The organism is Mesorhizobium sp. RIZ17, from assembly GCF_051127865.1.
Classification (GTDB): domain Bacteria; phylum Pseudomonadota; class Alphaproteobacteria; order Rhizobiales; family Rhizobiaceae; genus Mesorhizobium; species Mesorhizobium humile.
Genome location: NZ_CP147861.1, coordinates 828,124 through 848,837, shown reverse-complemented (window position 1 = coordinate 848,837; position 20,714 = coordinate 828,124). Strand labels below are relative to the sequence as shown.

Here is a 20,714-nt window from a genome sequence, read left to right as displayed (position 1 = left end):
CTGCCGTTCGGCGGCGCGCGAGTGCTTGCCTTCTGGTTTTTGGCGTGGCCGCGTAAAACTGCCAAACTGTTCCAGTATTGCTCATCGTCATGCCGCAAACCAATGCCAAGCTCAATGCCTTTCCCGTCTTCATGCGGGTCGACGGCGAAGCCGTAGCCATCGTCGGCAATGGCGAGGAAGCGCTTGCCAAGGCGCGGCTGCTCTCGCAATCGAGCGCGGTGCTGCGCATCGTTGCCGACAATGCCGGCGGCGCTCTGCTGGATTTCATTGTCTCGACCGGCGCCATCCACATCAATGCGGCCTACGAGGCCGTGCATCTCCAAGGCGCTGCCCTAGTGTTTGCCGCCAGTGGCGATGAAGCGGTCGACAGCCGCGTCGTCGAGGACGCGCGCCGCATGGGAATTCCGGTCAACGCCGTGGACCGTCCGGAGCTCTGCGATTTCTACACCCCGGCGCTGGTCAACCGCGCGCCGGTCGCCATCGCCATAGGCACCGAAGGGGCGGGACCGGTCCTGGCGCAGATGCTGCGCGGTCGCATCGACCGCATGCTGTCGCCGTCGCTCGGCCGGCTGGCGGCGCTCGCCGCGTCTTTCCGCGCCGCCGCCGAAAAGCTGCCGAGAGGCAACCGCCGCCGTCGCTTCTGGAGCGATTTCTTCGCCGGCGCGCCGGCCAAGGCCATCGAAGCAGGCGAGTTCGCCGAGGCGCATGGCGCGGCGCTCGACCTCCTGGCTCAGGACGCTCCGGCCGAGGGACATATCGCGCTGGTCGGCGCCGGTCCGGGCGCGGAGGACCTTTTGACCTTGCGCGCGCATCGCCTGCTGATGGAAGCCGATGCCATCGTCTACGACGCGCTGGTGCCGGAAGCGATCGTCGCCATGGGTCGCCGTGACGCCGAGCGCCTGCCGGTGGGAAAACGCAAGGGCTGCCATTCCAAGAGCCAGGAAGAGATCAACGCGCTGCTGATCGAGCTCGGCCGCGCCGGCAAGCGCGTTGTGCGGCTGAAGTCCGGCGATCCGCTGGTGTTCGGACGCGCGGGCGAGGAAATGGCAGCACTGCGCGAGGCCGGTATCGCCTATGAGGTGGTTCCGGGCGTCACCGCCGCCTTTGCCGCCGCCGCCGATTTCGAGCTGCCGCTGACGCTGCGCGGCGTTTCGTCCTCGATGGTGTTCACCACCGGCCACGACCTCAAGGGCAACTCGCTGCCCGACTGGGCGAAGCTCGCCATCTCGGGCGCCACCGTCGCCGTCTATATGGGCCGCTCGGTCGCGGCCGAGGTCGCCGGCCGGCTCATCGAGGCGGGCCTGTCGCCGGACACCGCCGTCGCGGTCGTCGAGAACGCCAGCCTCGGCACCCGCCGCCGCTTCCACGGCACGCTGGCCGACCTGCCGTCGCTGGAGGCTCGCGCCGACCTCACCGGGCCGGTGATGACGATCATCGGCGATGCGGTTGCCGGCGCCAATTTCGAACAATCCGAGCCGCTCGCGGCACATAAGCATGAGGGCGCGGCGTCAGCCGTCGCCGAAGGAGTTGAGCAATGAAGGTTCTGACCGCGAACAGGCTCTCCGACGGCATCGCCGTCTGGTACGCCGATGGCGGCTGGGCGGAGACGGTCGGTCACGCCGATATCGCGCATGACAAGACGGCGGAGGACTGGCTGGAAGCGATCGGCGCCGCGGCTGGCGCCAACAACGAGGTGGTCGACGTCAATCTGATCGATGTCACCGTGGTCGATGGTTTGGTCGAGCCGGTGCGGCTGCGCGAAAAGATCCGCGCCGCTGGCCCGACCATCCACCCCAATCTCGGCAAGCAAGCGGAACGAGCCGCTTAAATCCAAGGAAGGCAACGGGCGGACGCGCCCGGAAAGACGAAGCATGTACCGTTACGATGAGTTCGACCAGGATTTCGTTCACGCCCGTGTCGCCGAGTTCAGCGACCAGGTGCAGCGCCGGCTTGCCGGCGAGATCACCGAGGACCAGTTCCGGCCGCTCAGGCTGATGAACGGCGTCTATCTGCAGCTGCATGCCTATATGCTGCGCATCGCCGTGCCCTACGGCACGCTGAACAGCCGGCAGTTGCGCATGCTCGGCCACATCGCGCGCAAATACGACAAGGGCTACGGCCATTTCACCACGCGACAGAACATCCAGTTCAACTGGCCGGCGCTGTCCGACATCCCCGCGATCCTGGCCGATCTGGCGAGCGTCGAGATGCATGCCATCCAGACAAGCGGCAACTGCATCCGCAACGTCACCGCCGATCATTTCGCCGGTGCCGCCGCCGACGAGGTCGCCGACCCGCGTCAATATGCGGAAATCCTGCGCCAATGGTCGTCGGTGCATCCGGAGTTCTCGTTCCTGCCGCGCAAGTTCAAGATCGCCGTGACCGGCGCCGAGCGCGACCGCGCCGCCATCCAGACGCATGATATCGGCCTGCATCTCAAGAAGAACGCGGCCGGCGAGCTTGGCTTCGCCGTCTATGTCGGCGGCGGCCAGGGCCGCACGCCGATGGTGGCGCGGAAAATCCGCGACTTCCTGCCGGAAGCCGATCTTCTGTCCTACTGCACGGCGATCCTGCGCGTTTACAATCTCTATGGCCGCCGTGACAACAAGTACAAGGCGCGCATCAAGATCCTGGTGCACGAGACCGGCGTGGAGGAGATCACCCGCCAGATCGAGGCCGAATGGCAGGAGCTGAAGGACGCGGAGCTCAAGCTGCCCGAGGCCGACATCCAGGCCATCAATGCCTATTTCGCCCCGCCGGCGCTCACGGACCGGCCTGAAGGCGATGCGCAGGTGAAGCAGGCCAGGCTCGATTCCAAGAGCTTTTCGGAATGGCTCGACCAGAATGTCGTGACGCATCGCCATCCCGACTATGCGGCGGTGACGATTTCGCTCAAGGGCATCGGCGAGGTGCCTGGCGACGCCACCGACAGCCAGATGGAAGCGGTGGCCGACATCGCCGAGAAATATGCCTTCGACGAATTGCGTGTCAGCCACGAGCAGAACTTGATCCTGCCGCATGTGGCGCGCGCCGATCTCAAGGCGGTCTACGACGCGCTGGTCGAGATCGGCCTGGCGACCGCCAATTCGAACCTGATCAGCGACATCATCTCCTGCCCGGGCCTTGACTATTGCGCGCTGGCCACGGCCCGCTCCATTCCGGTCGCGCAGGAAATCTCGCGCCGCTTCGCCTCGCTCGAACGGCAGCGTGAGATCGGCGAATTGAAGCTGAAGATCTCCGGCTGCATCAACGCCTGCGGCCACCACCATGTCGGCCATATCGGCATTCTGGGTGTGGAGAAGAAGGGCTCCGAGCTCTACCAGGTGACGCTCGGCGGCTCGGCGGACGAGAACACCTCGGTCGGCGAGATCATCGGCCGCGGCTTCTCGTCGGAAGAGATCACCGATGCCATCGAGCAGATCGTCGACACCTATCTCGGCCTTCGGCTCAATCCCGACGAACGTTTTATCGACGCCTACCGCCGAGTCGGTCCCGCGCCGTTCAAGGAGGCGCTCTATGCTGGCGAAACCAAGGCCGCTTGACAGGGTGGGCGGCGTCGAGGCCGGCGTTGCCGCGGAAGCGGCGGGGCTGGATGCGCTGCTTGGCCATCTGAAGCCGATCGAGATCATCGAACGCTCCGCGCATGAGTTCCGCGGCGCGGTCGCCGCCGTGTCGTCCTTCGGCGCGGATTCGGCCGTGCTGCTGCACATGATCTCGGAGATCGACCGCTCGCTGCCGGTGATTTTCCTCGATACCGGCAAGCATTTCGAGGAGACGCTCGGCTATCGCGACGCGCTGGTCGCCGATTTCGGCCTGACCGATATCCGTGTGATCAAGCCGGAGGAGGCCGCGCTCGACCGCGTCGACCCGACCGGCAGGCTGCACGAGACCAACACCGATGCCTGCTGCAATGTGCGCAAGGTCGAGCCGTTGGCGCGGGGCGTCGAGCCGTTCCGTGCCTGGTTCACCGGGCGCAAGCGCTTCCAGGCCTCGACGCGCGCGGCACTGCCCGTCTTCGAGGCGGTCGGCTCGCGCATCCGCATCAATCCGCTGGCGCATTGGACGACCACCGACCAGGCCGACTACATGCGCGCGCACGCGCTGCGCGAAAATCCGCTGGTCGCCTATGGCTATCTCTCGATCGGCTGCTTCCCCTGCACGCAGCCGGTGCAGCCCGGCGAGGACGCCCGGAGCGGCCGCTGGGCCGGTCACGCCAAGGTAGAGTGCGGCATTCACCTCTCCGGTTTGGAGAAGTCGCTGACCGACGCCTCGCTTTAGGGTATATCGCTATTCACGTGATGCCGGGCCCGCAAGCGGCTTCTGGTCGCTGGCTGCCTGCTGGCTCGCTGGGAAAATTGGGACTTAGGATTTTTGATGACTGGATCGACGACAGCGGGGACCCGCCTTTGGACCCCGGACGGTTTTCGCGAGGACGAGTGGACGCACGCCGAAAGCGCCGAGGCGCTGGCCGGCAATGGCCGCTTCATCCTGCCGCTGCAGGTCTTTCTCGGGCTCGACGACCAGGTCCGCAAGTCGGCGCGCGAGCGCATCGGCGTCCTGCTGCAGCCCGGCGACGAGCTCGACAAGATAACCGGCCTGCTGGACCAGCTGTCGCTGGTGGCGCTCGCCTTCCCGGCCTTCAATGACGGCCGCTCTTTCTCCAAGGGCGAACTGCTGCGCGCCCGGCACAATTTCAAGGGCGCGGTGCGCGCCACCGGCCAGGTGCTGGTCGACCAGCTGCCGCATATGCTGCGACTCGGCTTCGACGAGTTTGAGGTCTCCAATCCGGTGCTGTTGAAGCGGCTGGAGGAGGGCCGGACCGGTGGCCTGCCGGTGTACTACCAGCCGGCTGTGGAACCCGAGCCCAAGGGCCCGAAATACTCCTGGCGGCGCAAGCGCGCTGGACCAGAATGACGTTCGGTCGGACCGTCATCCTGGTCCAGTCCTTTGTTGGAGCATGATCTTCTCCGAACCGAAGGTCAGCGCAGCAAAAACCGGTTTCCACTTTTCGGGATCATGCTCTGGCTAACGCAGCGGCATCTTTACAAGCCGCCCAAGCAGGCATTCTCTCGGCAGAACGGACGGAAACATCCGCCGGGAGGAAACCATGCGCTATGACTATGTGATCGCCGGCGGCGGCTCCGCCGGTTCGACGCTTGCCGCGAGGCTTTCCGAGGATCCATCGAAGACTGTTTGCCTGCTCGAAGCGGGCGGCGCCGGCAAGGATTTGCTGATCCGTGCGCCCGCCGGCATCATCGCGCTGCTGCCTGGCCGGCCCAAGATCAACAACTGGGCTTTCGCCACGGTGCCGCAGGAGGGCCTCAACGGTCGCAGGGGTTTTCAGCCGCGCGGCAAGGCCTTGGGTGGCTCCAGCGCCATCAACGCCATGCTCTACACGCGGGGCAACCGCCGCGACTATGACGAATGGGCCGAGCTCGGCTGTGACGGCTGGTCGTGGGACGAGGTGCTGCCCTATTTCCGGCGCGCCGAAGGCAATCAGCGCGGCACTGATGCGCTGCATGGCGGCGAAGGGCCGCTCAGGGTCGCCGAACAGCAGGACCCGCGCGCGATCTCCAGGGCTTTCGTCGCGGCCTGCGGCGAAAACCAGATCAGGTTGAATGACGACTTCAACGGGCCGGAGCAGGAGGGGGCCGGCCTCTATCAGGTAACGCAGTTCTGGGGCGAGCGCCGCAACGGTGAGCGTTGCTCGGCGGCGGCCGCCTATCTGCATCCGGCGATGAACCGGCCGAACCTCACCGTCATCACCGGCGCGCATGCGACGGGCGTCGTGCTCAACGGCAAGCGCGCCACGGGCGTGCGCTATCGCGCCGGCAAGAGCGAAGCCGTGGCGGAGGCACGGCGCGAAGTCATCCTCTGCGGCGGGGCGTTCGGCTCGCCGCAACTGCTACTGCTCTCCGGCATCGGTCCGGCGGTCGAGCTCGCGGCGCACGGCATTCCGCTCGTCCACGAATTGCCCGGCGTCGGCCGGAACCTGCAGGACCATCTCGATTTTATCCTCGCCTGGAAGTCGCGGGAGACGGATCTGATGGGCATCGGCCTCAGCGGCATGCCGGGCCTGATCAGGCATATGCTGCGCTGGCGCAAGGACGGCAGCGGCATGATCGCCACCCCCTATGCCGAAGGCGGCGCTTTCCTCAAATCCGACCCGGCGATCGAGCGCCCCGACCTGCAATTGCATTTCTGCATCGCCATCGTCGACGACCATGGCCGCAAGCTGCATATGGGCTACGGCTTCTCCTGCCACGTCTGCGTGCTGCGGCCGCATTCTCGCGGCGAGGTGGGGCTGTCGAGCGCCGATCCGCTGGCGCCGCCGCGCATCGATCCGCGCTTCCTCGAGGACGACCGCGACGCCGCTCTTCTGCTCAAGGGCGTGCGAATGACGCGCGCCATATTGGAAGCGCCGGCGCTGGCGAAGTATCGAGCCAAGGAAATCTATACCGCCGGTGCTTCGAGCGATGCCGAATTGATGGCGCATATCAGGGCGCGCGCCGACACGATCTACCACCCCGCTGGCACCTGCAAGATGGGCGTCGGCGACATGGCCGTGGTCGATCCGAAGCTCAAGGTGCGCGGGCTGGAGGGCTTGCGTGTGGTCGACGCCTCGGTGATGCCGACCCTGATCGGCGGCAACACCAATGCGCCGACGATCATGATCGCCGAGAAGGCCGCGGACATGATCCGGGCGACCGCCTGATCCTTGCCTGCTTGGTCGGACCAGCTTCTTCGGTTTTCCGTGCGCGTCGTCTTTCCCGTACACCCGCCGGTGCAATCGAATCTATCTGGTCAGACCACTTATGCGATTTTGACTTCCCCTCTCGTCGTCTTGCCCTTAGGATAGGGTCATTATTTCGCGTTACGAAATAAATAGCCAGCTAAGGGAGGAAGCAGCATGGCAGGCAAGAAGATATTGATGCTCGTCGGCGAGTTCAGCGAGGAATACGAGATTTTCGTCTTCGAGCAGGCCATGCACGCGGTCGGCCACACCGTCCATGTCGTGTGCCCGGACAAGAAGGCCGGCGACGTGCTCAAGACCTCATTGCACGACTTCGAGGGCCATCAGACCTATACCGAAAAACTCGGCCACGACTACATCCTCAACAAGACCTTCGCCGAGGTGAACCCCGCCGACTACGACGCGGTCTATGCGGCGGGCGGGCGCGGGCCGGAATATATCCGCATCGACAAGCGCGTGCAGGCGCTGGTCAGACATTTCCATGAAACCGGCAAGCCGATCTTCACCATCTGCCACGGCGCGCAGATCCTGATCGCGGTCGATGGCGTTGTGCGCGGCAAGGAAGTGGCGGCGCTGCATTATTGCGAGCCGGAAGTGACGCTTGCCGGCGGCATCTATATCGATGTCGCGCCGACCGGCGCGCATGTCGACGGCAATCTGGTTTCAGCCAAGGGCTGGCCGGGCCTCGCCGCCTTCATGCGGGAATGCCTGAAAGTGCTCGGTACCGAGATCCGCCACGGTGAAGCGCTGATGCGGGACGACCGGAAGGCGGCCTGAACTCGTCAATTGCGGCGGCGCGGCTATTAGATCGTGAAGGCGTTTCGTTGAATCGCCATCACGATCTAACTCTTTGTCGGAGCATGATCTTCTCCGAAAACCGGTTCCCACTTTTCGGGATCATGCTCTAGCGCCGCCCGCCGCCTGCATTCTCAGCCTCGGCGCCGTCGAGGCGGTCGAGCAGGTCGATCAGTTGCCGGGGCATTTCCTTTTCCAGGCGAAATGTCGGCAATGTGCGCAGAAAGCGCTTGGTCGCTTCGCTGCCCGCCTGCCGCCTGATATCGTTGGCCAGTTCAGCGCGCCTGTTGGCGTTGTTGCCGTTCATCGTCCCAAAATCCTGTGTCGGCTTCGAAACTCCGCTAGGGCGACAATGGTTCCCATACTCGCCCTTGAGAGCAAGCAAAGCTGCTCGGTACGGTAAAATTTGAATTAATTTTAAACGATAGTCCGATATCGGCCGCCCACGCTTACCCCTTGATTTTTGGCCTCCAAACCTCGATATCGGGCGCAAATCCAGACCAATCCGAATGACGGGAAACGCGATGAGCGACCAGGCAAAAGACGAACGCACGCCCGAAGATATGGAAGCCACCCAGGCTTCCGGCGAGCGTGCGGAAGGTGGCGTCGACGGCGACTACGAGGCGCTTGTACGGCTGCTGAAGGAAAACGAGGAACTGAAGGACCGCGCGCTGCGCACCGCGGCCGAAATGGAGAACTTGCGGCGGCGCACCGCGCGCGACGTGCAAGACGCCCGCGCCTATGCCGTCGCCAACTTCGCCCGCGACATGCTGTCGGTGTCCGACAATCTGCGCCGCGCGCTGGACGCGATTCCCGCCGAGGCGAAGGCTGGCGGCGATGCCGGTTTCAAGGCGTTGATCGAGGGCGTCGATCTCACCGAGCGCGCCATGCTTTCGGCGCTGGAGCGCCATGGCGTGAAGAAACTCGCGCCCGAAGGCGAGAAGTTCGATCCGAACTTCCACCAGGCGATGTTCGAGGTGCCCAATCCGGAGGTTCCGGCCGGCACTGTCGTCCAGGTGGTTCAGCCGGGTTATTCGATCGGCGAGCGCGTGCTGCGGCCGGCAATGGTCGGTGTCGCCAAGGGCGGTCCGAAGACCGCCGCCGAGGCGAAGGTCGAGCCGGGCCCGGTGAACGAGCAGGCCGAGAAGGATGCGTGATGGCGTTGTGAATGGTGAATAGTCAATGGTGAATGGGGCTTAGTGCGTGCTAGGCTAGTGGCCATTCACCATTCACCAATTCACCATTCACCCGAATGAATCCCATCGCTTTGCTCGACTATGCCGGCGTCGCCGTCTTCGCGGCGACGGGCGCGCTTGCCGCGTCGCGCAAAGAGCTCGACATCATCGGCTTCCTATTCCTGGCCAGCGTAACCGGAATCGGCGGCGGAACGCTGCGTGACATCATCCTCAACCTGCCGGTGTTCTGGGTCGCCAACAGCGGCTATGTGCTGATCTGCGCCGTCGTCGCGGTGCTGGTCTTCTTCAGCGCCCACCGGTTCGAATCCCGTTACAAATTGCTGCTCTGGCTCGATGCCATCGGACTTGCCGCTTTTTCGGTCATGGGTGCCGCGAAGGGGCTGGCGATCACCGGCTCGCCGGTCGTCTCGGTCATCATGGGCGTGCTGACGGCAACCTTCGGCGGCATTTTGCGCGACCTGCTTGCCGGTGAGCCCTCGGTGCTGCTCAGGCCCGAGATCTATGTCACGGCCGCCCTTGCCGGCGCCGCCATCTTCACCCTTGGCGATCTTGCCGGCCTGCCGGCGCTGGCGTCGAGCCTGCTCGGCTTCGCGGGCGCATTCTTGGTGCGCGGCGGGGCGCTTAAATTCGGCTGGTCGTTTCCGGCCTATCGGAGTCGGCCGGGGCGAAGGCCGGAAGATATTCCGTGAGAGAGTGAATGGTGAATGGTGAATGGTGAATGGTGAATGGTGAATGGTAAAATGGTCGGTTGGTGGCAGGGGCTGCGAGCCCTCAACCATTCACCATTTACTATTCACCATTCACCGGAATTACGCCGCGAAGCGCTGGCCTTCGCCGCCATAGTAGTTGACGTAGCGGGCGCCGATCTCCTTGACGGGCATGACGACGAAGACGTCGACGGTCGAGAATTCGTGGTCGATGACGCAACCGTCGCCGATGCGGGCGCCGACGCGCAGATAGCCCTTGACCAGCGGCGGCATGGCAGCGATCGCCGCCTTGGTGTTCACCGCCTCGATCGGCATCAGGTCCATGGAGCAGTAGCGTCCCGGAACCGCGCGGACATCCCAGGCGGAGTCGGTGCGGCAATGATGGGCGAGGTAGGTCAGCGCCTCGGCATGCGCTGCCGGCACGATGCCGTGGAAGGAGGCGCAGCCGGTCATCACGCCGATATTGTAGTGATTGATGTAGGCCCAGATGCCTTGCCACAGCGCCTCGATGGTGCGTTTGGAGCGATATTCCTTGAGAACGCAGGAGCGGCCGAGCTCGAGGAAGCGCTGGCCGGGGTGCCGCGCGACAAGCTTGGTCAATTCGAACTCACCCTCGGAATAGAAGCCTCCGGCGGCCGTGGCGATCTCCTGCCGCAGCAAGCGGTAGGTGCCGACGATGCGACGATGTTCAGGGCCGGGAAGGGACGTGTCGAACACAAGAAGGTGATCGCAGAGCGGGTCGAAACGGTCGGCGTCGCGCCGGTCCTGCGCCTGGAACAGGTCCTTCCTCGCGCCAAGCTCGTCGTAGAATACCCGATAGCGGACCTCCTGGGCGGCGGCGATTTCGGCCTCGTTGCGGGCGAGCCGCACTTCGAGATTGCCGATACGGCCCAGCGGAGCACCGTTTGCGACGGCGTCGACGGTACGGGCGGCGAGCAGGGCGCCGCCGGCATTCGGCCGAGTGTCACATTCAGGCACGACTGTATGCACGAGTGATTCTCCTTCGAGCCATCCCTCTTGGCACGGGGATACGGTGTAGGTGCAACAGGATTGTGACAGTACCGTGATACGACGTGGCGGGCAATACTTTGTCGGCTGGGCAATACCCTCAACCGGCTATCTTGTGACCGCGAAAGGCAGGCAAGCCAAGGCGTTCGAGGGTCAAAAATTTCCTTAAAGCAGGTCGCGTGAAAAAGGATTCACGCGACCTGCTTTAAGTTTTTGATTTAAGCATGTCTTTGCCCCGAAACCGGGCCCACTTTCGGGAGACATGCTTTAGGCCGCAACCTGGCCCTCGACCGCCTGGACGAGTGCGTCCGGGTCGAGCGGCTTGGTCACGAAACCGCTGGCGCCGTGGGCGAGCACGGCATGCCGGGTCTTTTCCTGGCTGTCGGCCGAAAGCACCATGATCGGGATCGGCGGCATGGCGAGCGACTCTTCATGGCGACGGATGGCGGCGATCGCGTCCAGCCCGTCCATGACAGGCATGTGCAGGTCCATCAGCACCACATCGAAGCGGAACTTGAGGCCGGCATCGGTAACGGCCTCGACCGCGGCCTTGCCGTTGCCGACGATCCTGACGCGATGCCCGGCCTTGAGGAGCGTGGCGCGGGCGAGCATGGCGTTGATGTCATTGTCTTCCGCGATCAGCACCGACAGGCCCTGGTCGCGCTTGCGCACCGAGGATGCCCCGCGCGGCTCCGGCTGCGGCTGCACGAGCGGGGAGCCATGGCTGGTCAACAGCACCCGCAGCAGGGTCTCGCCGCGCACCGGCCTGGCGAGGAAAGTGGTGTAGCCGCTGGCGCGGAATTCACCGAGCATGCCGCGATCCGTCGGCGCGATCAGGGTGATGGCCTCACAGTCGGCGAAGCCCGCGTCGCGCAGCCGCCTGAGCAGCCTGCCATCGCTGTTTTCGAGCGCCGCGTCGATCAGGAGCACGTTGCAGCCGGCGGCGAAGGGAGCGGCCTGGCTTGGTGTCGCCGCGATCTCGACGATGCCGCCATGGGCCCTGATCGCGCGGGCGATGGCATCGGCCTCGACGGCGTTTTTCGACACGATCACCGCCCGCCGGTCGGCAAGGATGTTGTGGCGATGCGGCGGCGGTTCGGTCGCGGCGACCGCCGGAAGCTCGAGGACGAATTCGGACCCTTCGCCGAGTCGGCTCAAAACCGAGATCGTGCCGCCCATCGCCGTCGCCAGGCGCTTGGAGATGGCAAGACCGAGACCCGCGCCGCCATGGACCCTGGTCGAGGTGCCGTCGGACTGCTCGAACTCCTCGAAGATGCGCTCCATGTCCTCTTCGCGCAGGCCCGGGCCGGTGTCGGCGATGGTGAAGCAGATGCGGTCGGTGGTTTCGGTGCGGGCGCGCGCCACGGTCAGCAGCACGCCGCCCGTGTCGGTGAACTTCACCGCATTGCCGATGAGGTTGAGCAGCACCTGGCGCACGCGGCCGGGATCGGCGGTGATCATCTGCGGCACGTCGGGCTCGACATGGCAGCCGAGGCCGATGTTCTTGGCAAAGGCCTTCGCGGCAAGAAGCTCGATGATGTTGTCGGCGATCTCGCGCAGCGAGGTCGGCTGCGGCTCGGGCTCGAAGCGGCCCGCCTCGATCTTGGAATAGTCGAGCAGGTCCTCGATGAGCGCGAGCAGCGCGCTGGCCGAAGTGGAGACCGCGCCGACATAGGTGCGCTGCTCGGGCGAGAGGTCGGTATCGGCAAGCAGCTTCGCCATGCCCATGATGCCGTTCATCGGCGTGCGGATCTCGTGGCTGACGGTGGCGAGGAAGCGCGACTTGGCCTGGCTGGCATATTCGGCCCGTTCGCGCGCGGTGATCAGCGAGGATTCGGCGCGCTTGCGGGCGGTGATGTCGCGGGCGATCGCCCGGTGCGAGACCGCGCCCGTGTCCTTGTCGCGCACCGACAATTCGATCCAGGAGAACCAGCGCGGCCCGTTCGGGGTGCGGATCGCGACATCGGTGGAACTCAGGCATTCATGATCGGAGAAGGCGGCGTCGGGAACGACACCGACATCGATGCCAAGCTCGGCCAAGGTCTTGCCGGCAAGATCGCGCGCGTCGATCTCGACAAGCGAGGCAAAGACGCTGTTGGCATAAACGATATGGCCGTCACGATTACGGTGGACGACGAGGTCGCCAAGCGCGTCGATCAGGCCGCGGAAGCGCTCCTCGCTCTCCTGCATCTCCCACATGCGGTCGGCGAGGGTTTCGATCTCGGCGCGGCTGCGGGCGGCGGTCTCGTCGAGAAGCGCTGCGGCGCGCCGCTCGTCGCGACGGCTGCGCAGATGCATGGCAAGGCCGGCAAGCGCGGCGGCGGCGAGGCCGATTGTGATGATGAGCGGCGCGCCGGTAAGATGCGCCAGCCCCGCCATGACGGCGATGGCGACGATCGTCAGGAACGGCAAACCTTCGTGGCTCGCAGCGGGCAATTCAGGCGCCAGCGGCGGCGCGACGAGCACCTGCCGCTTCGGCGCATCGGGGATGAGCCTGTCAGCGCCCGCGGCTTTGCTGTCCTGTCTGATGTCGGAGTCCGCGACCATGCGCGGACCATGCCAGACAGAGATTATGGAAGACTGGGACGGATCGTTCGAATTTTAGCGATTGCGCGGATTTTAACCACGCATGCGCGGGCGAAACCGCTATTTCCAGCTACATATCGACGACGACACGGCCCCTGATCTTGCCGTCGACGATGTCGCGCGCGGCGGCGACAATGCCGTCGAAACCGATCGTGCGCGACAATGTCGACAGCTTCTTCAGGTCGAGATCGGTGCCGATGCGGCGCCATGCCTCGAGGCGAACCGCCTTCGGCGCCATCACCGAATCGATGCCCAGCAGCGAGACGCCACGCAGGATGAAAGGCGCGACGCTTGCCGGCAGGTCCATGCCGCCGGCCAGGCCGCAAGCGGCGATGGCGCCGCCATAGGAGGTCATCGACAGCGCATTGGCCAGGGTATGGCTGCCGACCGAGTCGACGCCGCCGGCCCAGCGCTCCTTGGCGAGCGGTTTCGCGGGCTGGCTGAGCTCCTCGCGCGAGATCACCTCGGCCGCGCCGAGATCGATCAGATAGGGACTTTCGGCGTTGCGGCCGGTCGAGGCGACGACATGGTAACCGAGGCTCGACAGGATCGAGATGGCGACCGAGCCGACGCCGCCGGCAGCACCCGTCACCACCACCGGGCCGCGGTCCGGCACGATGCCGTGCCGCTCCAGCGCCATGACTGAGAGCATTGCGGTGTAGCCCGCCGTGCCGACGGCCATCGCATCATGCGCGCTCATGCCCTCGGGCAGCGGCACCAGCCAGTCGCCCTTGACGCGGGCGCGACCGGCATAGGCGCCGTAATGCGTCTCGCCGACGCCCCAGCCGTTGAGGATCACCTTGTCGCCCTTGCGCCAGTCGACATGCGAGGAGGAGATCACCGTGCCGGCGAAATCGATGCCCGGAACCAGCGGCCAGCGGCGCACGACCGGCGCTTTGCCGGTGATGGCGAGCCCGTCCTTGTAGTTCACCGTCGTCGCCTCGACGGCGACGGTGACGTCGCCCTCCATCAGGTCGGCCTCGGTGAGGTCGACGACGTCGACGGACTGCTTCTTGTCCGCATCGCGCGAAACGAGGATGGCTTTGAAGGTATCGGGCATGGTTCTCTCCTCGGCTCTGCTGTCGGGAAGTCTGCGGCTTCAACCGCGTGCGGTCAATTGCCCGGATCCTGCGGTTTGACCTCACGGCCCCAGCCGATCAGCTCGTCGAAGACGACGAGCGCGGCGCCGACCGAAATCAAGGTGTCGGCGAGGTTGAAGACCGCGAAGGACCACACGGGCGTGTGGAACAGGATGTAGTCGATGACGTGGCCGTAGACGGCGCGGTCGATGAGGTTGCCGAGCGCGCCGCCGATGATGAGCGCGAAGCCGATGCGGGCGACGACATGGCCGGCAGGCGTGCGCGTGGCGAGATAGAGCACGAAGGCCACGACCAGCACGGCGATGACCACCAGGCCGGTGTCGCCGAAGGACTCGAACATCGAGAAGGCGATGCCGGTGTTATAGGTGCGGAACAGCGCCAGGAACGGCAGGAGCTCGACTTTCTCCTGAAAGGCGAGACCGTTCTCGACCAGTTGCTTGATCCACTGATCGAGGGCGATGGCGATGACGACCAGCACGACGTAAGGAGACCAGGATTTCACTTAGCAGTCCTCATCGGCAGCCCTCATCGGATGTCGTTGGCAGGATCGAGCTTCAGCGCGCCGCGCCGGATCTCGAACAGCATCACGCCGGTGGCGACCGCTAGATTGAGCGAATCGGCCCGGCCTGCCTGGGGGATCCTGAGCAGCCGGTCGCAGCTTTCGGCGAGGCTGTCCGGCAGGCCCTGCTGCTCGTTGCCCATCAGCAGCAACACCGGGCCCCTGGAGAAATCGACGGAGCGATAGTCGACAGCGCCCTTGAGGTGCGTTCCCGCGACCAGGCCGGAAAAATCGCGCCGCCAGGCGAGGAAGGCCTGCTCGGTCGCCCTGGCGACGGGCACGGCGAAGATCGAGCCCATGGTGGCGCGCACCGTCTCCAGCGAGAACGGATCGGTGGTGTCGCCGACCAGGATGACACCTTTGGCGCCGACGGCGTCGACGGTGCGGATCACGGTGCCGAGATTGCCGGGGTCGCGCACGCGGTCGAGCGCAACCCAGACATCGCCGTCCCTGGCGCGGATATCCTTCAGCGGCACGGTCTGCTGCGCAAAGACGCCGACCACCATTTGCGGGTTTTCGCGGCGGGTGATGGCTGCCAGCACCTTTTCAGAAACTTCGAGCACCGTGCCACCGGCGGCAACGGTCCGCGCGGCGACCTTTTCGACGGCCGCGTTGCCGCGCCCTGCCTTGGCGAAGACCAAGGTCCTGATCGACCAGCCGAGGTCCAGCGCGTCGATGACGAGCTTCAGGCCCTCGGCCATGAACGCGTTCTGCTGGTCGCGGAATTTCTTGAGCGCCAGCGCCTTGATGTCCTTGACCAAGGGATTGGCAAGGCTGGTGACTTCCTTGACCTGCCCGACAGGGCGCGCGCCTTCATGTGCCGTCATTTCAAGCCACCCAGCGCGAGAACAGCGAGGTCGACAGCGCGCGGCCGGCGGATTTCTCGCGAATGATCAGTTCGCCGGATTCGACCGTGCCACCCATGCCGGCGAAGGTATCGCGCATCAGCGCATGGATGGCGAAGAAGGAGGCGCGGATCGAATAGGCGGTAAGGACGACGGCGAGCGGCTTCGACGTCAGGATCGAGCGGCAGAGGTCGGTCAGGCCCGGCAGGTCCTCGAACAATTGCCAGACCTCGCCCTTGGGGCCGCGGCCATAGGCCGGCGGGTCGAACAGCACGATGTCGTAGCGGCTGCCGCGGCGCTCCTCGCGCTCGGCGAATTTCACCGCGTCCTCGACGATCCAGCGGATCGGCTTGTCGGCAAGGCCGGCCATTTCCTGGTTCTCGCGCGCCCAGCCGATAGCCTTCTTCGAGGCATCGACATGGGTGACCTCGGCGCCGGCGCGGGCCGCCACCAGCGAGGCGAGACCGGTATAGCCGAAGAGGTTCAGCACCTTGACCGGGCGCTTCGCCGCCGCGATCAGCCCCGCCATATGGTCCCAATGCGAAGCCTGCTCGGGAAAGACGCCGACGTGACGAAACGAGGTGAAACGGCCGAGATAGTCGATGCCGTCATGCTTCATCGGCCAGGTCTCGCCGAGCGGCGCCTTCGGAAAGCGCCAGCGGCCGATGCCTTCCTCGTCGGTATCGCCGGTGAAGATGGCGTCGGCGCGTTCCCATTCCTTCGCCGGAAGGGCCCGCTGCCAGATCGCCTGGCCTTCGGGGCGCACGATGCGGTAGGGGCCGTATTGCTCGAGCTTCTCGCCGGCGCCGCTGTCCAGCAGGGCGTAGTCGGCGTTGGGCGCGACTTCGAGGATCAATGGCAGGCGCTCGGCGGCCAACGCGCCGTCGCGGCGCGCAAGCACGCGCGGCACAGGCTTGGCTTCCTGCCGGTCTGCCGGTTTGGTTTCGCGACGCTCGGCGGGCGCGGCCTGCTGGCGCCCGGCCGCGAAAGCATCACGCGGGCGGGGCTGTTCCGCCCTTGCGGGGTGCGGGCGGTTATCGCGGCGTTTGTCGCGAAAGGATTTCAAGAAGGATCATCTCCGGCGGTTCGGCCCGCTTCTGCCACAGCTAAGCCCACCGGCGCAACAAAGCCTGGCTCATTCAATAGTGGGGTCTTCAACCATGCCGGAGACCGAACAGGCCGAAACAAAGTGAAATGAAGCCAAGCGCCTTCGTCGCCGCCACCGCCATGTGGCCGGTTTCCCAACGCAGCCGCACAGTTTCGAAGTCTTCTGGAATTGGCCCGGGCGTCCAGGTCGCGAGGATATCGTTGGCCGGTTTGACGAGGCCGAACCAGAGCGCCAGCGAGACCGCATAAAGCAATGTGGCGACGAGCACGAACCGGAAGGCAAACGGCTCTCCACGCAACATCCAGGCCAGCAGTGCCGGACAAAGGATCGCTGCGATATCGAGCGGTGCTCCGATCACGGCAAAGAGCACAAACTGACCATTGAAGACCGTCGCCTCGCGCCACAGCGCCGGCGACCATCTGGTCAGCCTGGGCAGCGATTCCAGCACATGGGCAAAGGATGGTCCGAGGCTGAGCGCCGCGACGAAAGCGGTCAGCACTGACCAGAAAAGCAGGTATCCGCGCATCTCCATTGCGGAGACAACGGAAACGGGACGCAGGCGTTCCGTGGTATTGGGCTGCTTGCCGTGACGTGCAGGCCAGCCCTATTGTTCAGCACACTGGTCAGCCAATCATGTCCCGTTCAGCCCGCCTGCTCGACCTCGTCCAGATCCTGCGCCGCCACCGCCGGCCGGTGAGCGGCCGCATGCTTGCGGACGAGATGGGCGTCTCGATCCGCACGCTCTATCGCGACATCGCGACGCTGCAGGGGCAGGGCGCGCCGATCGAAGGCGAGGCGGGGCTTGGCTATGTGCTGAGGCCCGGCTTCATGCTGCCGCCTTTGATGTTCAGCGACGAGGAGATCGAGGCGATCGTGCTCGGGTCGCGCTGGGTGGCGAAGCAGCCGGACAAGAGATTGGCCGCCGCCGCGGCCGATGCGCTGGCAAAGATCGCGGCGGTGCTGCCGGATGATTTGCGCGAGGATCTCGATGCGACAACGCTGCTTGTCGGGCCGCGATCGGAAAGCGTCGAAGCGATCGATCTCGGCGTGGTCCGGCAGGCGATCCGCGACGAGCGCAAGCTCGGCTTCCTCTATCGCGATGCCGGCGGTTCGACCTCGAAGCGCATGGTCTGGCCATTCGCGCTCGCCTTCTTCGACAAGGTGCGGGTGATGGTGGCGTGGTGCGAGACGCGCCGGGATTTCCGGCATTTTCGCGCAGACCGGATATCCGACCTGGCAGCGACCGACATCCGCTATCCGCGCCGCCGCCAGGCGATGCTGAAAGAGTGGCGGGCGACACTCGCTGCGTCCGGCCAGAATGGTAGGAAAGACACTCTCCGGTGATCGCTGCTGCCAGAATCTGACAGCAGGCCCGCATATGGTCTCCAAGGTTCAGACACTTTTGGAGATCAGATATGACCACGCCGAATTTCATCATCCTCTATGTCGACAGCCCGGAAAGGAGCGGTGCGTTCTATGCCTCGCTGCTTGGGCGCGAGCCGGTCGAGTCTTCGCCGACCTTCGTGATGTTCGTGCTCGACAAGGGCTTCAAGCTCGGCCTGTGGTCGCGCCACACTGTGGAACCGGCCGCGACCGCCACCGGCGGGGGTGGCGAGCTCGTGCTTGCCGTCGAGAACGCGGCGGCGGTCGATGCCACGCATGCCGATTGGACTGGCAGAGGCCTCAACGTGCTGCAGGCCCCGACCGATCTCGATTTCGGCCGTAGCTTCGTCGCGCTCGATCCCGACAATCACCGCCTGCGCGTCTACTGGCCGTTCGAGGGAGCGCAAGGATGAGCACCTTCTGGATCGCGGTTGCGTCGGCCGAGCATGTGCGGATCGGCCGCCAGGACGGCTTCATGCAGGTCAATCACGGCAAGGCGGCGCCGCTGCGCCGCATCAAGCCGGGCGACGGCATCGCCTACTACTCGCCGAGCACCGTGCTCGGCGAGAAAGACGGGCTGCAATCCTTCACGGCGATCGGCACGGTGCGGCAAGGTGATGTGTATGAGGGCGTCATGGGCGGCGGTTTCACGCCCGCGCGGCGCGATGTCGACTGGCGCGAGGCCAGGGAGGTTCCGATCAAGCCGCTGCTCGATCAGCTGGATTTTACTGCCAGCAAGTCGAACTGGGGCTACCAGTTGCGCTTTGGCCTGTTCGAGATCAGCAAACACGATTTCCGGCTGATCGGCGAAACGATGGGGGCCAGCCTAGCGGCTACTTAAGCGCCTTGTAGACGGCGATGCCGGCGGCGAGATCCTCGAGCGCGGCGCCGACCGACTTGAACAGCGTGATCTCGCTGTCGCTTTGCCGGCCCTTTTTCTCGCCGCGCGCGAGCTCGTGCAGATCGGCGACGATCGCTTCCGGCTTCAGCACGCCCGAGGTCAGCGGCTGGACGATGTCGCCGGCTTCCTTGGTGGCGCCGGCGCGGGTGTCGACATAGACGCGGGCACGGGCAATGGCGTCGTCATCGCTTTCGCGCATCGTCGGTGTGAAGCCGCCGACCAGATCGACATGGGCGCCGGGCTTCAGCAGCGCGCCCTTGACCAGCGGCGTGTTCGAGATCGTCGCCGAGGCTATGATGTCGGCCTCGCCAAGCTCGGCGTCGAGATCGCCGGCGGCAGTCGCCGGAAGGCCTTCGGCGCGCAAGGCGGCGGCCACCTTTTCGGCATTGGCCGGCGTGCGGTTCCAGATGCGGATGGAGGTGATCGGCCTGACCGCCGAATGCGCCTTGGCAAGGAACGGCGACAGCGCGCCGGCGCCGATCACCAGAAGCCGCGAGGCGTCCTTGCGGGCGAGATAGGAGGCGGCGAGCGCCGAGGCGCAGGTCGTGCGCCATTGCGTCAGCCGCTGGCCGTCGATCAGCGCCTGCGGCTCGCCGGTTACGCCGTCGAGCAAGAGATAGAGCCCCATCACCGCCGGCTTGCCGATGGCGTTGTTGTCGGGCGACACGGTGACGATCTTGACGCCGATATGACCGCCCACCGAGGTGCCTGCGGCGTTGAAGTCGGTCCAGGCCGGCATCAAAAGCAGGGTCGAGGCGGCGCCATCCGGCCGCTCGACGCCATGATGGTGGCGGACCGGCTGTACCGCGCCATCACGGAAGGCTGTGCGCAATGTCTCGACAAGGCCCGGAAAGGTCAGCGCGCGGTCGACCTCTTCGGCCGAAATGGTCAGCATCGGGGGCTCCGTAAGGCGTTACTCAGAGAGCATGATGCACTCGAAAGCCGCTTCGCAGTTTTCGGCGTCATGCTCTAGTTCGTCGGCTTGGGCAGCGCCGGTCCGTTCGGCGCCGCGGGCGTGCGGCTCACCGCCTGGCGCAGGTTCTCGGCTTCCAGACCGCGCTGGCGCGCGAGCTTGCGGTAGCGCCCCTGCTTCACCCAGGTTGCCATGCTGCCGACGACCATGCCGACGGCCAAGGCCAGGAACAGGAAGATGAAAAGCGGCAGGTTCAGCGTCAGCGCGGGATTGCCGGGATGGAATGGGTCGAGCGTGAAGGCGACGGGGCCGCGGTTGGCGACGGCGAGCGCGATCAGGATGATGGCCAGCGGCACGAAGACCACGACGAGGATGAAGCGATTGAACATCAGATCTCCATGGAGAGGCTTCTTGAGGCGCGCATGCTTGTCCCGAAACCCGCCTCCACTTTCGGGAGACATGCTTTAAGCGCCAAGATGCGGTTTCAACGCGCCGGCGCGGCGCCTATTTGCCGCCGTTCAGCCTCTCGCGCAACTCCTTGCCGGTCTTGAAGAACGGCACCCACTTTTCCTCGACTTCGACGGATTCGCCGGTGCGCGGGTTGCGGCCGGTGCGGGCGGGACGATTCTTCACCGAAAAGGCGCCGAAACCGCGCAGCTCGACCCGGTTGCCCTCGGCAAGCGCATCGGTGATCTCGTCAAAGATCGCGCCGACGATGTTTTCGACATCGCGCAGGAAAAGGTGCGGGTTGCGTGCAGCAATGATCTGCACAAGCTCGGATTTGATCATAGACGTTCCCCGTAAACCACTGGAATCGATTATCAGGATGATTTTATTGCTTTTTTGGCAGGTACCAACG

23 protein-coding genes are annotated in these 20,714 nt (G+C 65.2%); 12 read left to right on the top strand and 11 right to left on the bottom strand.

All coding sequences use genetic code 11. From position 1 onward, the window contains the following. The first annotated feature begins 89 nt into the window (after nucleotides 1-89). The 7 genes from cysG to WDX12_RS04155 all read left to right on the top strand — a co-directional run bounded on the left by cysG (nucleotide 90) and on the right by WDX12_RS04155 (nucleotide 7,531). Entirely contained in the window at nucleotides 90-1,538 is a 1,449-nt protein-coding gene (gene cysG, locus WDX12_RS04185) for a siroheme synthase CysG (RefSeq protein WP_434724025.1), read from the top strand. Beyond that, complete coding sequence (locus WDX12_RS04180; RefSeq protein WP_434724024.1) at nucleotides 1,535-1,828, top strand: DUF2849 domain-containing protein; 294 nt, start codon at nucleotides 1,535-1,537, stop codon at nucleotides 1,826-1,828. The genes cysG and WDX12_RS04180 overlap by 4 nt, the downstream gene beginning before the upstream one ends. 43 nt (nucleotides 1,829-1,871) lie before the next feature. Then, the gene (locus tag WDX12_RS04175) at nucleotides 1,872-3,542 is read left to right on the top strand and encodes a nitrite/sulfite reductase (protein ID WP_434724023.1); all 1,671 of its coding nucleotides are present in this window, start codon (nucleotides 1,872-1,874) and stop codon (nucleotides 3,540-3,542) included. Further along, nucleotides 3,517-4,278, top strand: a complete 762-nt coding sequence (locus WDX12_RS04170) for a phosphoadenylyl-sulfate reductase (protein ID WP_434724022.1) — start codon at nucleotides 3,517-3,519, stop codon at nucleotides 4,276-4,278. The genes WDX12_RS04175 and WDX12_RS04170 overlap by 26 nt, the downstream gene beginning before the upstream one ends. Before the next feature lie 96 nt (nucleotides 4,279-4,374). Further along, nucleotides 4,375-4,914: a DUF934 domain-containing protein gene (locus tag WDX12_RS04165; protein WP_434724021.1), complete on the top strand. Its 540-nt coding sequence runs from the start codon at nucleotides 4,375-4,377 to the stop codon at nucleotides 4,912-4,914. A gap of 193 nt (nucleotides 4,915-5,107) precedes the next feature. Further along, a complete protein-coding gene (locus WDX12_RS04160) occupies nucleotides 5,108-6,715 on the top strand; it encodes a GMC family oxidoreductase (RefSeq protein WP_434724020.1) in 1,608 nt (535 codons plus the stop codon). Nucleotides 6,716-6,910: 195 nt separating this feature from the next. Then, entirely contained in the window at nucleotides 6,911-7,531 is a 621-nt protein-coding gene (locus WDX12_RS04155; protein ID WP_140644581.1) for a DJ-1/PfpI family protein, read from the top strand. Between the two features lie 127 nt (nucleotides 7,532-7,658). Here the strand turns inward: WDX12_RS04155 and WDX12_RS04150 are convergent, their stop codons facing one another. Continuing rightward, nucleotides 7,659-7,856, bottom strand: a complete 198-nt coding sequence (locus WDX12_RS04150; protein WP_320296902.1) for a hypothetical protein — start codon at nucleotides 7,854-7,856, stop codon at nucleotides 7,659-7,661. A 217-nt stretch (nucleotides 7,857-8,073) separates the two neighbouring features. Between WDX12_RS04150 and grpE the strand changes: the two genes are divergently transcribed. Both grpE and WDX12_RS04140 read left to right on the top strand, forming a co-directional pair. Then, nucleotides 8,074-8,706, top strand: coding sequence for a nucleotide exchange factor GrpE (grpE, locus tag WDX12_RS04145; RefSeq protein ID WP_320296901.1), 633 nt, complete (start codon nucleotides 8,074-8,076; stop codon nucleotides 8,704-8,706). A gap of 95 nt (nucleotides 8,707-8,801) precedes the next feature. Further along, nucleotides 8,802-9,434, top strand: a complete 633-nt coding sequence (locus tag WDX12_RS04140) for a trimeric intracellular cation channel family protein (RefSeq protein ID WP_434724019.1) — start codon at nucleotides 8,802-8,804, stop codon at nucleotides 9,432-9,434. Nucleotides 9,435-9,554: 120 nt separating this feature from the next. On the opposite strand, the gene WDX12_RS04135 is transcribed toward WDX12_RS04140, so the two are convergent. From WDX12_RS04135 to WDX12_RS04105, 7 genes are all read right to left on the bottom strand, one after another. Beyond that, entirely contained in the window at nucleotides 9,555-10,442 is an 888-nt protein-coding gene (locus WDX12_RS04135; RefSeq protein ID WP_320296899.1) for a GNAT family N-acetyltransferase, read from the bottom strand. A gap of 285 nt (nucleotides 10,443-10,727) precedes the next feature. Further along, nucleotides 10,728-13,007: an ATP-binding protein gene (locus WDX12_RS04130; protein WP_434724018.1), complete on the bottom strand. Its 2,280-nt coding sequence runs from the start codon at nucleotides 13,005-13,007 to the stop codon at nucleotides 10,728-10,730. A gap of 109 nt (nucleotides 13,008-13,116) precedes the next feature. Continuing rightward, nucleotides 13,117-14,106 carry an acrylyl-CoA reductase (NADPH) gene (gene acuI, locus WDX12_RS04125; RefSeq protein ID WP_434724017.1) on the bottom strand — a complete coding sequence of 330 codons (990 nt, stop codon included), beginning with the start codon at nucleotides 14,104-14,106 and terminating at the stop codon, nucleotides 13,117-13,119. A 53-nt stretch (nucleotides 14,107-14,159) separates the two neighbouring features. After that, complete coding sequence (gene lspA, locus WDX12_RS04120; RefSeq protein WP_434724016.1) at nucleotides 14,160-14,648, bottom strand: signal peptidase II; 489 nt, start codon at nucleotides 14,646-14,648, stop codon at nucleotides 14,160-14,162. A 23-nt stretch (nucleotides 14,649-14,671) separates the two neighbouring features. Next, the gene (locus WDX12_RS04115) at nucleotides 14,672-15,532 is read right to left on the bottom strand and encodes a TrmH family RNA methyltransferase (RefSeq protein ID WP_434724015.1); all 861 of its coding nucleotides are present in this window, start codon (nucleotides 15,530-15,532) and stop codon (nucleotides 14,672-14,674) included. Nucleotide 15,533: 1 nt separating this feature from the next. Beyond that, on the bottom strand, nucleotides 15,534-16,616 hold the full coding sequence (locus tag WDX12_RS04110; RefSeq protein WP_434724014.1) for an RsmD family RNA methyltransferase: 1,083 nt from the start codon (nucleotides 16,614-16,616) through the stop codon (nucleotides 15,534-15,536). Between the two features lie 88 nt (nucleotides 16,617-16,704). Continuing rightward, the gene (locus WDX12_RS04105) at nucleotides 16,705-17,190 is read right to left on the bottom strand and encodes a DUF1772 domain-containing protein (protein WP_320296893.1); all 486 of its coding nucleotides are present in this window, start codon (nucleotides 17,188-17,190) and stop codon (nucleotides 16,705-16,707) included. Nucleotides 17,191-17,291: 101 nt separating this feature from the next. On the opposite strand from WDX12_RS04105, the gene WDX12_RS04100 reads away from it, so the two are divergent. The 3 genes from WDX12_RS04100 to WDX12_RS04090 all read left to right on the top strand — a co-directional run bounded on the left by WDX12_RS04100 (nucleotide 17,292) and on the right by WDX12_RS04090 (nucleotide 18,882). Beyond that, complete coding sequence (locus WDX12_RS04100) at nucleotides 17,292-18,002, top strand: helix-turn-helix transcriptional regulator (RefSeq protein WP_434724013.1); 711 nt, start codon at nucleotides 17,292-17,294, stop codon at nucleotides 18,000-18,002. A gap of 71 nt (nucleotides 18,003-18,073) precedes the next feature. Next, a complete protein-coding gene (locus tag WDX12_RS04095) occupies nucleotides 18,074-18,454 on the top strand; it encodes a VOC family protein (RefSeq protein WP_434724012.1) in 381 nt (126 codons plus the stop codon). Beyond that, on the top strand, nucleotides 18,451-18,882 hold the full coding sequence (locus tag WDX12_RS04090; RefSeq protein WP_434724011.1) for an EVE domain-containing protein: 432 nt from the start codon (nucleotides 18,451-18,453) through the stop codon (nucleotides 18,880-18,882). Before WDX12_RS04095 ends, WDX12_RS04090 begins: the two co-directional genes overlap by 4 nt. Here the strand turns inward: WDX12_RS04090 and WDX12_RS04085 are convergent. From WDX12_RS04085 to WDX12_RS04075, 3 genes are all read right to left on the bottom strand, one after another. Then, a complete protein-coding gene (locus WDX12_RS04085; protein ID WP_434724010.1) occupies nucleotides 18,875-19,837 on the bottom strand; it encodes an ornithine cyclodeaminase family protein in 963 nt (320 codons plus the stop codon). The two genes, WDX12_RS04090 and WDX12_RS04085, sit on opposite strands and share 8 nt — an antisense overlap. 74 nt (nucleotides 19,838-19,911) lie before the next feature. Then, a complete protein-coding gene (locus tag WDX12_RS04080; RefSeq protein ID WP_320296888.1) occupies nucleotides 19,912-20,244 on the bottom strand; it encodes a DUF1049 domain-containing protein in 333 nt (110 codons plus the stop codon). 115 nt (nucleotides 20,245-20,359) lie between these two features. Continuing rightward, a complete protein-coding gene (locus WDX12_RS04075; protein WP_027165368.1) occupies nucleotides 20,360-20,644 on the bottom strand; it encodes an integration host factor subunit beta in 285 nt (94 codons plus the stop codon). Nucleotides 20,645-20,714: the final 70 nt, after the last annotated feature.